Origin of the sequence: Actinoallomurus acaciae, from assembly GCF_042429965.1 — a bacterium.
GTDB lineage: Bacteria > Actinomycetota > Actinomycetes > Streptosporangiales > Streptosporangiaceae > Actinoallomurus > Actinoallomurus acaciae.
Window position 1 is genome coordinate 1 of sequence record NZ_JBHLZP010000190.1, and the last position, 14,648, is coordinate 14,648.

At 71.5% G+C, this 14,648-nt stretch carries 15 protein-coding genes and 2 pseudogenes; 5 read left to right on the plus strand and 12 right to left on the minus strand.

The window, feature by feature from the left end:
• Positions 1 to 107: 107 nt before the first annotated feature.
• The 4 genes from ACFFNX_RS24135 to ACFFNX_RS24150 all read right to left on the minus strand — a co-directional run bounded on the left by ACFFNX_RS24135 (position 108) and on the right by ACFFNX_RS24150 (position 3,574).
• Positions 108 to 713 (minus strand): phosphotransferase, encoded by a 606-nt coding sequence (locus ACFFNX_RS24135; RefSeq protein WP_446678523.1) that lies wholly within the window; start codon positions 711 to 713, stop codon positions 108 to 110.
• Positions 714 to 1,010: a hypothetical protein gene (locus ACFFNX_RS24140; protein ID WP_378206504.1), complete on the minus strand. Its 297-nt coding sequence runs from the start codon at positions 1,008 to 1,010 to the stop codon at positions 714 to 716.
• A 63-nt stretch (positions 1,011 to 1,073) separates the two neighbouring features.
• Complete coding sequence (locus ACFFNX_RS24145) at positions 1,074 to 2,264, minus strand: 4-hydroxybenzoate 3-monooxygenase (RefSeq protein ID WP_378206466.1); 1,191 nt, start codon at positions 2,262 to 2,264, stop codon at positions 1,074 to 1,076.
• Between the two features lie 113 nt (positions 2,265 to 2,377).
• Complete coding sequence (locus ACFFNX_RS24150; RefSeq protein WP_378206469.1) at positions 2,378 to 3,574, minus strand: FAD-dependent monooxygenase; 1,197 nt, start codon at positions 3,572 to 3,574, stop codon at positions 2,378 to 2,380.
• Positions 3,575 to 3,719: 145 nt separating this feature from the next.
• Here ACFFNX_RS24150 and ACFFNX_RS24155 point away from each other — a divergent pair, with 145 nt between their 5' ends.
• The gene (locus tag ACFFNX_RS24155) at positions 3,720 to 4,229 is read left to right on the plus strand and encodes a MarR family winged helix-turn-helix transcriptional regulator (protein ID WP_378206472.1); all 510 of its coding nucleotides are present in this window, start codon (positions 3,720 to 3,722) and stop codon (positions 4,227 to 4,229) included.
• Here ACFFNX_RS24155 and ACFFNX_RS24160 read toward each other — a convergent pair.
• Positions 4,183 to 4,869, minus strand: coding sequence for a rhomboid-like protein (locus ACFFNX_RS24160; protein WP_378206474.1), 687 nt, complete (start codon positions 4,867 to 4,869; stop codon positions 4,183 to 4,185). The two genes, ACFFNX_RS24155 and ACFFNX_RS24160, sit on opposite strands and share 47 nt — an antisense overlap.
• Positions 4,870 to 4,878: 9 nt before the next feature.
• A complete protein-coding gene (locus ACFFNX_RS24165; protein ID WP_378206477.1) occupies positions 4,879 to 5,202 on the minus strand; it encodes an ArsR/SmtB family transcription factor in 324 nt (107 codons plus the stop codon).
• Positions 5,203 to 5,303: 101 nt separating this feature from the next.
• Here ACFFNX_RS24165 and ACFFNX_RS24170 point away from each other — a divergent pair, with 101 nt between their 5' ends.
• The 3 genes and pseudogenes from ACFFNX_RS24170 to ACFFNX_RS24180 all read left to right on the plus strand — a co-directional run.
• Positions 5,304 to 5,843, plus strand: a complete 540-nt coding sequence (locus ACFFNX_RS24170; protein ID WP_378206480.1) for a Chromate resistance protein ChrB — start codon at positions 5,304 to 5,306, stop codon at positions 5,841 to 5,843.
• Positions 5,844 to 5,881: 38 nt separating this feature from the next.
• Complete coding sequence (locus ACFFNX_RS24175) at positions 5,882 to 7,099, plus strand: MFS transporter (RefSeq protein WP_378206483.1); 1,218 nt, start codon at positions 5,882 to 5,884, stop codon at positions 7,097 to 7,099.
• Positions 7,100 to 7,455: 356 nt separating this feature from the next.
• Positions 7,456 to 8,886, plus strand: a pseudogene (locus ACFFNX_RS24180) (MFS transporter); the annotation flags it as partial.
• A 267-nt stretch (positions 8,887 to 9,153) separates the two neighbouring features.
• Here the strand turns inward: ACFFNX_RS24180 and ACFFNX_RS24185 are convergent.
• The 3 genes and pseudogenes from ACFFNX_RS24185 to ACFFNX_RS24195 all read right to left on the minus strand — a co-directional run.
• Positions 9,154 to 9,525: pseudogene (locus ACFFNX_RS24185) on the minus strand (rhomboid-like protein); the annotation flags it as partial.
• Positions 9,526 to 9,576: 51 nt separating this feature from the next.
• Positions 9,577 to 9,996, minus strand: coding sequence for a hypothetical protein (locus ACFFNX_RS24190; protein WP_378206486.1), 420 nt, complete (start codon positions 9,994 to 9,996; stop codon positions 9,577 to 9,579).
• A gap of 62 nt (positions 9,997 to 10,058) precedes the next feature.
• Positions 10,059 to 11,645, minus strand: a complete 1,587-nt coding sequence (locus ACFFNX_RS24195; RefSeq protein ID WP_378206488.1) for an MFS transporter — start codon at positions 11,643 to 11,645, stop codon at positions 10,059 to 10,061.
• A 144-nt stretch (positions 11,646 to 11,789) separates the two neighbouring features.
• Here ACFFNX_RS24195 and ACFFNX_RS24200 point away from each other — a divergent pair, with 144 nt between their 5' ends.
• Entirely contained in the window at positions 11,790 to 12,464 is a 675-nt protein-coding gene (locus tag ACFFNX_RS24200) for a TetR family transcriptional regulator (RefSeq protein WP_378206491.1), read from the plus strand.
• A gap of 190 nt (positions 12,465 to 12,654) precedes the next feature.
• On the opposite strand, the gene ACFFNX_RS24205 is transcribed toward ACFFNX_RS24200, so the two are convergent.
• The 3 genes from ACFFNX_RS24205 to ACFFNX_RS24215 all read right to left on the minus strand — a co-directional run bounded on the left by ACFFNX_RS24205 (position 12,655) and on the right by ACFFNX_RS24215 (position 14,564).
• Positions 12,655 to 12,852, minus strand: a complete 198-nt coding sequence (locus ACFFNX_RS24205; protein ID WP_378206494.1) for a DUF5999 family protein — start codon at positions 12,850 to 12,852, stop codon at positions 12,655 to 12,657.
• 192 nt (positions 12,853 to 13,044) lie between these two features.
• Positions 13,045 to 14,211, minus strand: a complete 1,167-nt coding sequence (locus ACFFNX_RS24210; protein WP_378206498.1) for a lipid-transfer protein — start codon at positions 14,209 to 14,211, stop codon at positions 13,045 to 13,047.
• Complete coding sequence (locus ACFFNX_RS24215) at positions 14,208 to 14,564, minus strand: hotdog family protein (RefSeq protein WP_378206501.1); 357 nt, start codon at positions 14,562 to 14,564, stop codon at positions 14,208 to 14,210. Before ACFFNX_RS24215 ends, ACFFNX_RS24210 begins: the two co-directional genes overlap by 4 nt.
• Between the last annotated feature and the right edge of the window lie 84 nt (positions 14,565 to 14,648).

Here is a 14,648-nt window from a genome sequence, read left to right on the forward strand (position 1 = left end):
CCCCTGGGAGGGCGGGGAGTGTCTGGGAGGGCGGGGAGTGTCTGGGAGGGCGGGGAGTGTCTGGGAGGGCGGGGAGCGTCCCGGAGGGCGGGACCTCGAAACACGCCTTAGGTCCTGCGGCCTCCGTCCGCCTCGGGCTCGCTCGGTCGTGCGTACTCGGTGAGGATCGTCTGGAGTGTCTGCCGTTCGGTGGCGAGCCGGTTCGGGTCGTCGGCTCCGGCCAGTGTGATCAACGCCTTCCACAGGGCCCGCCCCCGGCCGCGCGCCCGCGTCGCCGGGTCGACCGCCAGTGCCTCGCGGAACGCCTGGCGGCTCTCGACCGTCGGCAGTTTCCACGCGATCGCCACGTCACAGGCCGGGTCGCCGACGCCCGAGGTGCCGAAGTCGATGACCGCGGCCAGCCTGCCGTCTCTGACCAGCAGGTTGCCGGTGGCCACGTCGCCGTGGAACCAGACCGGGCGCTCCGCCCGGCCGGAGCGCAACGCCGTCTCCCAGATCTCCGTCACCGTGCCGGCCGGTATCCGGTCCTTCAACGCGTCGATCGCCTCGCGGGTCTCCGCGTCGTAGGTGCCTGGCGGCCCGCCGCGAAAGAAGTTGTGCCGGCCGGCGGGCGGCCCGCCCGTGGGGTCGGCCTTCCGCAGGGCGGTGAGGAACGCGGCGACGTCGGTGGCGAAGACGACCGGGTCGCCGACGCGGTGTCGCCGTCGATCCACTCACGGACGGACCAGGGGAACGGGTATCCCTCGGCGGGCACCCCCGGGCCAGAGGGACGGGGATTCGGCAGCGGCAGCTGCGGCGCCAGCCTCGGCAGCCAGGTGTGCTCCTTGTCGACCTGCGGCATGCCCCTCGGCGCTGGGCAGCCGCACGGTCATCGTGTCGCCGAGACGGAACGTACGGTTGTCCCAGCCGTCGTGGGCCACCCGGCGTACGGGCAGGCCTGCCCACCGGGGAAACTGCGCCCGTACGAGCCGCCGGACCAGCGCGGCGTCGATCGTCGGGGCGCGGTTCATCCGCCCCAGACTCGCCGCCCCGCCCCGGCGACCGGTTCTCCCGGGCGCGCGGCGACGCTTACCTCAGAAGTCGGCGTGCTTGCCGACGTACATGTCCGCGAACGCCGTCGCGGCCGCCTTCGACTTCAGCAGCCGCCGCAGACGCGCCTGCGCCAGGCGCGTGTGGAACAGGTTGGCCGGCGAGCCCGCGCCGTACCCGTGGAAGATCTCCGAGAGCCACTGGGAGAACTCCTGGTACTGCCACACCCGGCGCAGGCAGGCATCCGAGTAGCCGGCCAGCTTCGTGTCGTCGCCGTCGTAGTGCGCGACGATGGCGGTGGCGAGCAGCAGCGCGTCGTGCAGGGCGAGGTTCATGCCCTTGGCCGCGATGGGCGCGACGAGGTGGGCCGACTCCCCCGCCAGATGGAGGCGGCCGTACGACATGGGCTCCACGACGTAGTTGCGCATCTCCAGCACGCGCCGCTCGATCAGCGGGCCGAGGCGGATCTCGCCGTCCGGGATGGTCAGCCGGCTCCGCAGCTCCTCGTGCACGCGTTCCTCGGGCCAGTTCTCCTCCCGATCGCCGGGCGGGCACTGGAGGTAGAAGCGCGTGACCTGCGGGCTGCGCGCCATGTGGGCGGCGAACCCCCGCTCGTGGATGCCGAAGATGACCCCCGGCCCGGACGGCGGCGCCTCGGCCAGCAGGGCGAGCCACCCGATGCCGTAGTCGTGCGAGGCGAAGAACCGCCCGGCCGCGGCGAGGTGCCCCCGCGAGACTCCCCGGGCGCCGTCGCAGCCCGCCACGAAGTCGCACTCGATCCGGTACGGCCGCCCGTCCTCGTCCTCGTACGTCACCGCGGGCCGCTCGGTCTCCAGGTCGTGCAGCCGTACGTTCCGCACCTCGAACCGGGCGTCGCCGCCGCCGTCGGCGTAGTGCGCGACCAGGTCCGTGACCAGGTTCTGCTGCGGGTAGACGAAATGGCGTTGGCCGGACAGTTCGCCGTACCGCACGATGTGCCGCACCCCGTCGACGCGGAACTCGAAGGTGTCCTGCGTCTGCGCCCTCTGGAGCAGCCGGTCGGCGAGGCCGTGGCGTTCGAGCGCGCGCACCGCCCACTCCTCGATGAACCCGGCCCGTGGCCGCTGTTCGATGAAGGCGCGGCTCCGCTCCTCGATGAGCACGCAGTCGATCCCGGCGGCGCGCAGGAGGTTGGCCACCGTGAGCCCGGCCGGACCGGCGCCCACGACCGCGACCTGCGTGCGCGTGGCCGTCATCGATGGGCGGCCCGGCGCGAGTCGGGAATCTGGCGATCCACGCCAAGAACGTACATGACGTCCGGTCTGTCGCGCCTGCCGTTCGAGGCCACTGATGGGTGACCCGCCCCGCGTCACATCGCCGCGGCGAAGGTGGGCAGGGTGAGCGCCGAGTACTGGGGGCGGTCGGTGCCGGCGGGCAGAGAGGTGAGCCCCCGCAGCGCCTCGTTGCGCCGGGCCAGGGCCTCGGCGGTGCCGGGAAAGAGGGCGGCGTCGCCTTCGCCGACGAGCGCCTGGTTCATCTCCACGAACTCGCGTACGCCGTCCTCGTACGCGCCGAACGCCGCCGCGTGGCCGGGCCTGGTGGCGAGCTGGCCGGCGAGCACGTACGCCCCGACCAGCGCGATGCTCGATCCCTGCCCGGTGAGGAACGAGGGCGCGTAGGCGGCGTCGCCGACGAGCGCGACCCGCCCGGCGGACCATCGGGGCATGTGGATCTGGCTGACGACGTCGAAGAACAGGTCGTCGGCGGTACGCATGGCCGCGGTCATGCGCGGGATCTCCCACTCGTCGCCGGCGAAGATCGAGGCGACCAGCTCGCGCTGCGCGGCGGGGTCCCGGAAGGCGTCGAAGGGGGGCTCGGAGCGGGTGAAGCTCAAGAAGCCGTGCAGCTCGTCGCCGTCGCCGACGGCGTAGAGGGCCGCGCCCCGGCCCGGGACGCTCCACAGGAGGCCCTCGTGGGACAGGCCGAAGTCGTTGCGCATGGTGAACCCGGCGAAGCAGTAGCCGAGGTAGCGGTGGAACTGCTTCTCGGGCCCGAAGATGAGACCTCTGGTGTTGGAGTGCAGGCCGTCGGCGCCGACGACGAGGTCGAAGGTGCGCCGGGCTCCGCCCTGGAAGGTCACGTCCACGCCGCCCTCGTGGTCGTCGAGCGTGGCGATTGAGTCGTTGAAGAGGAACTCCACGTCGTCGCGGACGGCGTGGTAGAGGATCTCGGCGAGATCCCCGCGGCGTACCTCCAGGTCGCGGCCTTCGACGCCGCCGATGAGCACCTCGGGCCGGAGGGAGGCGATCAGGCCGCCGCCGGAGTCGAGAAAGGTGAGCTTCTGGGTGGCGACGTGGGCGGCCCGGAGCTGCGGGAGCAGGCCCATGCGCCGGACGACCTCCAGCGCGGTGCCGCGGATGTCGATGGGGTAACCGCCGCCGCGCAGCGCCTTCGCCTTCTCCACGACCGTGACCTGGAATCCGTACCGGTCGAGCCAGAAGGCGAGCGCGGGGCCTGCGATGCTTGCACCGGAGATGAGGACCGTGCCTCGCGGTGAACGGCTCATTGTGTGCTCCTGTCCAGCCGTCCCGTGAGGAGAGGACGACTATATAGCTACCTTAGGTATCCTTATTGGTGGCGCGGTGAACCGTCGGCCACCGCGACACCTGACGCAACTATATACCTAACTTAGGTATTTAATTGAGGATGTGATGGACACCACCCGATCCGCCGGCGACGACGGCCCCGACCTCGACCTCATGGCCGTGTTCCCGCGCCTGACACAGCTCGGCAACGTGCTCAACCGCAGTGGCCTGGTCGCACGGGCCATGGAGCAGGTCGGCCTCGACCTGGACCGGCCGGCGATGTCGGTGCTGGTCACGCTGAAGATGACCGCCCGGCCGCTGCGGGTCGGCGAGATCGCCGAACGCATGCAGGTCGTCGGCCCCCACGTCACCCGGCAGATGAACGAGCTGGAGCGGCGGGGGCTGGCACGCCGTGCCACCGACCCGGACGACCAGCGGGCCCGTCTGATCGAGCTGACCCCGGAGGGAACGGCGGCGGCCGAGCGCTACCTGCGGACCGTCCTCGGCCTGTTCACCGACGTCCTCGCCGGCTGGCCCGCCCAGGACCGGCAGGACTTCGGCCGTCTTCTCGGCCGGTTCGCCGACGACCTCACCGAGCGTCTGGCAGCCCTCGACGAGGAGACGCCCGCTCCGTAGCGATCAGCTGAGCCGGCGGGCGCGGGAGGAGGAGTCCGACGACCGCGCCGGTGACCATCGCGACGACGTGGCCGACCGCCGCGACGTCGAGCCGGCCCAGCCCCGCGAAGATGTAGGGCGCGAGCGCGCCCAGGGCCACGGCCGCGGCGAGCCGCCACCAGCCGCTCGCCGCGAACACCCGCCAGGCCCCGGCGGTCGACGCGGAACCGTACAGGAGCGTGCCGAGCAGCGCGGCGGTGATCACGTACGACGGGCCGACGTCGTCGAGGAGGCGCAGCGACGCCGGTTCCGCGCCGGTCGAGATGCGCCACGCCAGCACCCCCTCGCTGACCAGCGTGCCGATGACGTGCGCCGCCCCGACGAGCAGCAGCGCACGCAGGTTGCCGAAGCGGTGGACCAAGGGGAACAGCCCCACGACCGCGAAGGCCGGCCACACCCACGGCCCGCTCTCGGAGACGAACGCCGACGCGACGAGCGCGCCGATGGGGTCCGACCGGAGGTTCGCGAGGTTGGTCGCGGTCGCTGCCACCAGCGACCGCTGCCCGGCCGGCCGCAGCGCGTAGGTGTACACCGCGGAGACGGCGCACAACACGGCGACGAAGACGACCGGCACCGCGAACCGCCGGAAGAACAGGGACACCCCGGCAGCTTAGAACTCGGCGTCCGCGGCGTTGATCTCGGCGGCGGCCAGCAGGGCGTCGAGAAGGCCCGGGAAGCGGGCATCGAGGTCGTCGTGGCGCAGGGACAGCAGGTTCTCCCGGCCGTAGGGGCGCTGCCAGATGATCCCGCTGTCGCGCAGGACCTTCCAGTGGCGCGTGAGCGTCGACTTGGACACGCCCTCCAGGATCGCCCCGCAGGACTGCTCCCCTCCTGCGGCCAGTGCGCGGACGATCTTCAGCCGCAGCGGGTTCCCCAAGGCCGTGAGGACGTTCTCCAGCCGGATCTGATGGAGCTCGGGGTGCTGAGGGATCACCTGTCGAGTGTACGTACGCGTACTGGCGAACATCTGCCGCCTCCCTTCGCGACCGGCGCACTCGGCACGGAGGATAACGGTGACCGGGAAGACTGGCAGGTATGGCGGATGCGATCGAATGGCTGCTGCTGGTGTACCGGATTCCCACCGAGCCGACCCGGCTGCGGGCGGGGGTGTGGCGGCGGCTGAAGGCCCTGGGGGCGGTGTACCTGCAGAACTCGGTGGCGGTGTTGCCTGCCTCGGTGGAGGGTGAGCGGGCGCTGCGGGTGCTGCGCAACGACATCGGTGAGATGGGCGGCTCGGCCCAGGTGCTGAAGGCTGAGGCACTGGCCGGGCAGGACGAAGTGATCGCGGCGTTCAACGCGGCCCGGGATGAGGAGTACACCGAGGTGATCGCCCGTTGCCAGGACTTTTTGCAGGAGATCGCCGACGAGACGGCCGCAGAGCACTTCACCTACGCCGAGCTGGAGGAGAACGACGAAGACCTGGCCAAGCTCAAGACCTGGTACGACAAGGTCCGCGCACGCGATCGGCTCGGCGCCGCCCGCCGCGACGAGGCAGAGCAGGCCCTGGCGGAGTGCACGACTGCGTTGGAGGCTTTCGCCGAGCGGATCTACGCCGCGGAGCTGGACCGGCCCTGACTCGCACACGCTGATATAACGACCGTTATTCTCAGAATATGACGGTCGATAGAACAGGCCAGAGAGCGACGACCTCGGCAGGGCCGAACCAGCTCGCTCCCATCCGGTTCGTGCTGGCCTTCGGCGTGGTCAGCATGCTGGCGGACTTCGTCTACGAGGGCGCCCGTGCGATCACCGGCCCGTATCTGGCCACGCTGGGCGCCTCGGCCACCGTGGTCGGCTTCGTCACCGGCTTCGGCGAGGCGGTCGCCTTGGTCTTCCGCCTGTTCACCGGGCGCCTTTCGGACCGCACCGGGCGGCACTGGGGGCTGTCGATCGCCGGGTACACGATGACGGTGGTCGCCGTGCCGCTCATGGCGCTCACCAGCGCGCTATGGCCGGCTGCCGCTCTGGTGGTCACTGAGCGATTCGGCAAGGCGGTGCGCACCCCGGCCCGGGACACCATGCTCGCCCAGGCCAGTACCACCACCGGCCGCGGCAAGGCGTTCGCCCTGCACGAGTCGCTGGACCAGTCCGGCGCCCTGCTCGGACCCCTGCTGGTCGCCGCGATGATCGCCGCCTCGGGATACCGGCTCGGGTTCGCCGTCCTGGCCGTGCCCGGCGCAGTGGCCCTGCTGACCCTGACTTGGCTGCGGCGGGCGGTCCCCAGGCCCGCCGCCTACGAGGCAGTGCACCTCGACCCGGGCAGCGCCTCCGCCACCGCCGAGGGACGGTTGCCGGTCCGGTTCTGGCTGTACGCGACGTTCACCGCCGTCTCGATGGCCGGGTCCGCCACCTTCGGCGTGCTCTCCTACCATCTCCAGACCCGCCATGTGCTGGCCGACGATCTGATCCCCATCACCTACGCCGCCGCGATGGGCGCCGCCGCCCTCGCGGCCCTCGCCTCCGGATGTCTGTACGATCGCTTCGGCCTACGCGGCCTGGTCATCGCCCTGCCCCTGACGGCCGCCGTGCCCTTCCTGTCTTTCACCACCGACCCCGCGCTGGTGTGGCTGGGAGCGATCGTGTGGGGCGCGGCGATGGGCATCCACGAATCCACCCTCCGCGCCGCCGTCGCCGACCTGGTCCCCGCCACCCGCCGCGGCGCCGCCTACGGCGTCTTCACCGCCGTCTACGGCCTGGCCTGGCTGGTCGGCTCCACCCTCATCGGCGCCCTGTACGGCCACTCCATCGCCGCCGTCGCCCTCTTCACCCTGGCCACGCAGGCCGCCGCCCTGGTCTTGTTCGTGCCGCTGCTCGCACGCCGACCCCGCTAGGCTCGCCGCCTCAACGGAGGGTCAGTCCCGGCATGATCTCCAGACCAGTGTGATCTCGTCGGCCGGCCGGGAGAAACGACCCGGCCGGGCTTGCAGCGCACCAGCAGATCAGACTCCGATCGCGTGGGTCCGCGCCGATGGCCGCACGGTGATACCCGGCCGATGACTGCCGAACAGCGACGCCGATCGATGGTCCGGATGAGCGGTGCCGGTACTGCGGTACCCCCTTGTGCACCCTCGTCGTCTGTCCGCCACCGGCTGGGCGACGACTTCGCCGAATACCCGCACATTACGTCAGTTGACGCATATACGTACTGTACGTGCATATGCGTACAGTCGTACTGAAGGGGTGACGGATGACCGAGACGTCTTTGCCGTCGGACGAGGATTCGCGTGGCCGCACGCGGCCGGGCTGGAGTCTGGCCCTGCTGGCGCTGGCGCAACTGATCTTCTCGCTCGATCTCAACATCGTGTTCGTCGCGCTGCCGGACATCGGCGCCGACCTGGGCCTTTCGGGCCAGACCCAGCAGTGGGTCGTCAGCGCCTACGTCGTATGCGCGGGAGGGTTCCTGCTTCTGGGCGGGCGCGCGGCCGACCTGCTCGGCCGCCGCCGGATGTTCGTGCTCGCCCTCACGATCTACGCCGTGTCCTCACTCGCCGGCGGGCTCGCGGGGGCGCCGGCGGTCCTCGTGGTCGCCCGCGCGGCCCAGGGCATCGGCGGAGCGCTCCTGCTGCCCTCGACCCTCTCGCTGATCAACACGCTCTTCGCCGAAGGACCGCGGCGGAATCGGGCCCTCGCCGTGTGGGGCGGTGCCGGGGCCAGTGGTCTCACCGTCGGCGCCCTGCTCGGCGGCGTCCTCACGCAGGCCTTCGGCTGGCCCGCCGTCTTCTTCGTCAACGTGCCGCTCGCCGGTCTCGTCGCGGTGGCCGCGCTCGGCGTCATCCCGCGTGACGGCAGGCGCCGGGAGGGCCGCCGGTTCGACCTGCCCGGTGCGCTGACGGTGACCGGTGGCGCGACGCTGCTGGTGTTCGGCCTCGTCCAGGGGCCGGAGATCGGCTGGGGGTCTCCGGTGATCATCGCCGCCGGGGTCCTGGCGGCGCTGCTGCTGGCCGCCTTCGCGGCCATCGAGCTGCGAAGCTCCGACCCGCTGATGCCGCCCCGGCTCTTCGGCAACCGGAGCCTCATCGCCGGAATCACGGTCACGTTCCTCTACATGGCGACGTTCGGCACCCTGCCGTACTTCCTGACCGTGCTGCTGCAGACGGTGCACGGCTTCAGCGCGCTGCGGACCGGGCTCGCCTTCCTCGCGCCCTCGCTGGCGATCGCCACCGGCACCCAGCTCGGCGAGCGCCTCTCGACTCGTCTCGGGACCCGTGCCACGCTCTTGGGCGGCTTCCTCACCGGGGCGGTCGGCAGCGTCGTGCTCGCGCTCGGCTTTCACGAGGGCAGTGGCTACGCGGTGCTCGTCCCGGGGCTGGTGATCTCGGGCCTGGGCCAGGGGGTCACCTGGACCGCCATGTGGATCGCCGCGGCGGCCGGAGTCGACCCGCGCGAGCACGGCGTCGCCTCCGGCATGGCCTCAACAACACTCAACCTCGGCAACGCCATCGGTCTCGCGGTGCTCGTCGCGATCGCCAACGCCGGCGTCGGCGGATCGCCCGGACCGGCGCTGCGCTCCTCGATCGCCGACGGAGGCCGTGCCGCCGTGCTCCTCACGGCCGCCGGCATGGTGCCGGGCATGCTCGTCGCCCTGCTCCCGCCGCGCCGGGTGGCGGACGGGCTCGAAGCGCGTGAGGAGGAACCCGACCGCCGCACCGGTGATGAGGGCGACCAGGTGGCCGACGGCGGCGACGTCCAGATGGTTCAGCCCGCCGAACAGGTGGGGTGCCAGCAGCGCCAGGCCCGCGAAGGCTCCGAGGCGCCACCAGCGGCTCGCGATGCGGTCGAACAGCCAGTGCCCGTGCCGGGCGGTCCGCACCGCGGGCTCGGGGCCGTACAGGATCGTGGCGATCAGGCCGGAGGCGATGACGTAGGAGGGACCGACGTCGTCGAGGAAGCGCAGCGACCCCGGCGCCGCCCCGGTCGAGATCTGCCAGGCCAGCAGGCCTTCGCTGATCACCGTGCCGATGACCTGCGCGGACCCGACGAGAAGCAGGGCCCGCAGGTTGCCGAAGCGGTGGACCAGCGGGAACAGGCCGACGATCCCGAAGCCGATCCAGATCCACGGCGTGGCCTCGGACACGAAGGCCGAGGCGATGAGCGTGCCGAGCGGGTCGGTCCGCAGGTTCACGAGGTTCGTCGCCGTCGAGGCGATGAATGATCGCTGGTCAGACGGTTCGAGCCCGTAGGCGTACACCGACGAGACGGAGCACAGCGCAACGATGAAAAGGATGGGCAGAGGGAAACGTCTGAGAAGCGAGGGCACGGCGGAAGCCTAGGGCGATCGGCTGAGAGTTTTCTGACAACGGCCTGGAGGTCAGGCCGCTGTCACCCGCCGGTCACCCCGGCGCTCACGGAACCGGTGCAGGCGGTACGCCTCGCGGTCGACGGCCGTCGTCACGACGACCTCGCGGAACCGGCCCGGCACCTCGGCCGCCCAGAAGGCGCCCGCGACGGTCACGGCGGTGACCTTGCGCGACGTGCTCCCCGCGCGGAACTCCACGAGGACCTCTCCGCCGGGCGGGAGCTGCCCCCACGCCACCGAGAACCCCCGCCCGCGTACGGCGCCGCGCACGAGCACGGCTCCGGGGCCGCCCGCGACGGCGACGTCGATCAGGCCGTCGCCGGTGTGCACCTCCAGCGCGGGGCGGTCCCCGCTCCCCCGTACGACGTGCAGCTCCCAGCCGCTCTCCGGCAGTGGCGTCGCGTCCGGCGCGATGTCGGCGTCCATGGACATGGCTCCTGCTCCTTCGCTGTGGAAGGGGCGGGCGGAGGCCCCCCTCCGCCCGCCCCGCGCCGTCAGATGGCGACGGTTCCCTCGACCGAGTTCTCACCGCGCCGCACGAGCAGCGCGGCGACGGCCGCCGCGAGGGCGACCGCGGCGGCCACGGCCATGGAGGTCTGGAAGCCGTCCATGAACGCCAGGTGGCTGCCGGTGGTGATGGCCTTCGCGGCCGGCCCTGGCGTGCCGGGCGGTACCGGCGCGACGCCCTGGGCGATGTAGTCCTTGGCCCCCGCGAGCTGCTGCGCGGCCGGCGCGGGCAGGCCCGCCCCGGTCAGCCGGTCCATCAGGACGTTGCCCACGCGCGTGGACAGGATCGTGCCGAGGACCGAGGTGCCCAGCACGCCGCCGATCTGGAACGCGGTCTGCTGGAGGCCGCCCGCGACGCCGGCGAGCTGTACGGGCGCGTTGCCGACGATCGCCTCGGTGCCGGCGGTCATGATGAAGCCGAACGCCAGGCCGATGAGGATGAACCACGGCCAGATCGCGTTGTACGAGGCGTCCACCCCGATCCGCGACAGGCCGAACATCGCCACGGCGGTGAAGACCATGCCGAGGATCAGCGGCACGCGCGGGCCGAAGCGCTGCGTCAGCGCGCCGCCGAGCGGCGAGGACACGATGAAGATGCCGGTCATCGGCAGCATCCGCACGCCGGCGGAGACCGGGCTCATGCCGTGCACCTGCTGGAGGTACAGCGTGATGAAGAAGATCGTGCCGAACAGGGCGAAGGTGCCGAGCAGGAGCAGCCCCGTCGCGGCCGACAGCGAGACCGAGCGGAACAGCTTCAGCGGCAGCACGGGATGCGCGGCCATCAGCTCGCGGACGACGAATCCGGCGAGCAGCACCGCGAACGCGGCGAACGACCACAGCGGGACCGGGTCCCCGAACCCGTACGTGCCGGCCTTGATCAAGCCCCAGACCAGGGCGAACAGGGACGCCGACAGCAGCGCGACCCCGGAGATGTCGAAGGACCCGTGCGCGTCCTCGTCCCGCGACTCGCGGATCACCCACAGGCCCACGAGCAGGGCGATCAGGCCGAGCGGTGCGTTGAGGAAGAAGACCGACTCCCAGTTGACGTGCTGGACGAGCAGCCCGCCGACGATCGGGCCGCCGGCGATGGAGATGCCGACGGTGGCGCCCCAGATGCCGATCGCGGCGTTGAGCCGCTGCGGGGGGAAGGTGTTGCGGATGAGGGCGAGGCTGGCCGGCTGGAGCAGCGCGCCCGCGATGCCCTGGATGACGCGCCAGAAGATGACCATGCCGATGCCGCCCGACGCGCCCACCAGAACGGACGCCACGGCGAACCCGATCACACCGGCCAGGAACGTCTTCTTGCGGCCGAACCGGTCGGCGATCTTCCCCGCCGGGATCAGCGTGACGGCGAGGGCGAGCAGGTAACCGTTGGTGACCCACTGCAGACCGGCCAGGTCGGCGTGCAGGTCGTTGGCGATCGCGGGGTTGGCGATGGACACGACCGTCGCGTCCAGGCCCACCATCATCACGCCGAGCGCGACGGCGAAGAGTGTCAGCCAGGGATGGCCGTGGCCGACGCGGCGCGGTTTCTCCCGCGCGCCCGCGTGCGGCGCGAGTGTCGCTTGGGACATGAACTTGCCTCCGTGAAGTTCGAGATTGCCCAAACCTGTCATGCTGTGACACATGTCGTCAAGCGACTAAAGTCGCGCTATGACTACTGTCACAGCGCGAAAAGTGGTCTTGGCTAAGTGAACGGCGTCCGTTACCCTGCGGACATGGAGGCGACCGTGGTGCAAGGCAGCTGTGTGACGCCCATGGCCGGTCGGCGTGAGCGCAAGAAGCAGCGCACCCGTGAGGCACTGGTCGACGCGGCGTTCCGGCTCTTCCAGGAGAAGGGCTTCGAGGCGACGACGGTCGAGGAGATCGCCGACGAGGTCGATGTCTCGTCGCGGACCTTCTTCCGCTACTTCGCGTCGAAAGAGGACGTCGTCCTGACGTTCCAGGAAGAGCAGTTCGTCACGATGCTGGAGGCACTGTCCTCCCGCCCGGCCTCCGAGCCGGTGCTGACCGCGCTGCGCAACGCCGCGGTCTCGGTGATCCGCGCCTGCGAGGACGGCCAGTACGGCTTCGACCCGGACCGGTTCGGCTGCATCCAGCAGATGATGGAGAGCAGCCCGGCCGTGTTCGGCCGCAGCCTGGAACACGGGCAGAAGAAGCAGTCGGAGATCACCCGGATCATCGCCGAACGCATGGGCGTCGACCCGGCCGACGACCTGCGGCCGCACGTGATGGCGGGCCTGGCCAACTGCGCGTTCCACAGCGCCTTCGAGGTGCTCGCGGCGGGCGTGGCCAAGACCGACCGCTTCTCCGAGGTCGTGGACGAGGTCTTCGAGATCATGGAGGACGGGCTGGCCGACCGGCCCGAGAAGATCGCCGCCGAACAGGGATGAGGAAACGCCGGCCCACGGATCACCGGGGGTTGATCTCCGTGGACCGGCGCACTCACGGGGGAAGCGGCCGTGCGGCGGGGAACCGCCGGCCCTGCTCGCGACTCCCCCGTCGGGGATCGGGGAGTCGCCTTGAGGGGTTCGCGTGCGGGGTCACGCGCCCAGCTGGGGTCCTTCGGCCGAAAGTCCGGGGTCAGGCCGCCAGGGAGAGCGGCCGGGCACGATGAGGCTCGGTCGTGTGACCGTCGGGGGCGAGTTCGCCGGTGTCGTCGAAGATGACGACGCCGTTGCAGAGCAGGTACCAGCCCTGCTCGGGGTGTGACGCCACGACACGTGCCGCCGCGTGATCGGCTGCGTTCGCCGCGGGGCATGAGGGCCGGTGCTGGCACATGTCACTTTCCCTTCCTTGCTCGTAGCCGCTTTCGTTTACAACACCACAATCCCCCGCAGAATGCCCCACGTCAGCGGCGCCACCCCCCAATCCGGGCGCCTGCCAGCGGCAGTGCCGGCATTCCTGCTAGCCGGTATGCCCACTGGTTTCACTGGCCATGGGGCCGGTCGCCGCCGCCCGCGGGCGCTCGGTTCAGGCGGCGCGCCCCAGGATCAGGCCGCTCGTCGGGACACCGGTACCCGCCGTGACCAGGACGTGCGACACGTCCGGCACCTGGTTGACCGACGTGCCGCGGACCTGGCGGACGGCCTCGGCGATGCCGTTCATGCCGTGGATGTACGCCTCGCCGAGCTGACCGCCGTTGGGGTTGACCGGCAGGTGGCCGTCGAGCTCGATGCCGCCGTCCGCGACGAAGTCGCGGCCCTCGCCCCGGCCGCAAAAGCCCAGCTCCTCCAGCTGCATCAGCACGAACGGCGTGAAGTGGTCGTACAGGATCGCGGTCCGCACGTCCGCCGGTCGCAGGCCGGACCGCTCCCACAGCGCGCGGCCCACCACCCCCATCGCGGGCAGCGCGGCCAGGTCCGTGTCGTAGTAGCCGAACATCATCATCTGGTTCGGCCCCGAGCCCTGTGCGGCGGCGGTGATCGACACCGGCGGATGCGGGAGGTCACGGGCGCGGTCGGCGCCGGTCACCACGATCGCCACCGCGCCGTCGGACTCCTGGCAGCAGTCCAGCAGGTGCAGCGGGTCGACCACCCAGCGGCTCGCCTGGTGCTCCTCCAGCGTGATCGGCCGCTCGTGGAACCACGCCCGGGGGTTGGTGGCCGCGTGCCGCCGCATCGCGACCGCGACGCGCCCGAAGTCCTCGCTGGTCGCGCCGTAGTCGTGCATGTAGCGCCGCGCCTGCATGGCGACCCAGGCGGCGGGCGTGGCGAAGCCGAACGGCAGGTGCCAGGAGAACTCCATCGCGGTCGTGCCGGGCGCCATGGCCATCGTCGCCTGGCCGAAACGCTGCCCGGACCGCTCGTTGAACGCCCGGTAGCACACGACCGTGCGCGCCTGCCCGGTCGCCACGGCCATCGCGGCGTGCGCGACCGTGCCGCAGGCCGCGCCGCCGCCGTAGTCGACGCGGGAGAAGAAGCGCAGCTCGGGGACGCCCAGCTCGCGGGCGACGGCGATCTCGGCGTTCGTGTCCTGGGTGAACGTCACCATCCCGTCGACGTCCGACGGCGTGAGCCCGGCGTCCTTGAGGGCGGCGACGCACGCCTCGGCGGCGAGTTGCAGCTCCGAACGGCCCGACTCCTTGGAGAACTCCGTCGCCCCGATGCCGGCGATCGCCGCGCGTCCCGAGATCGTCATGCGGGCTCCTTCAGCCGTACGGTCGCCACCACGTGGTCGCCGAGGCCGACCGCGCCGCGCACCTCCAGCACCCCGTCGCCGGTACGGCCGGTGAGGGTCAGCGTGTCCCCCGCGTACGCGGGCACGCCGAGCCGCAGGGCGATGCCCGCCAGGCGGGCGTCCGGCCGGCTTTCGAGGGCGTACCGCTGGACCAGGCCGATCGTGGTGAGGATGTTGAGGAAGATGTCCGCGGAGCCCTGCGCCCGCGCCACCGCCGGATCGTGATGCACGGGCGTCAGGTCGCGGGTCGCCAGCGCCGTCGAGATCACGAACGTCGGCGTCAGCTCGATCCGCAGGCCCTGCTCGCCCGCCACGGCGGCCCGTTCCGGCTCCGCGGCGCCCGGCCGGGCGCCACTGCGGCAGCGTCAGCTCGTCGTCCATCCGCTGGAACTCCAGCT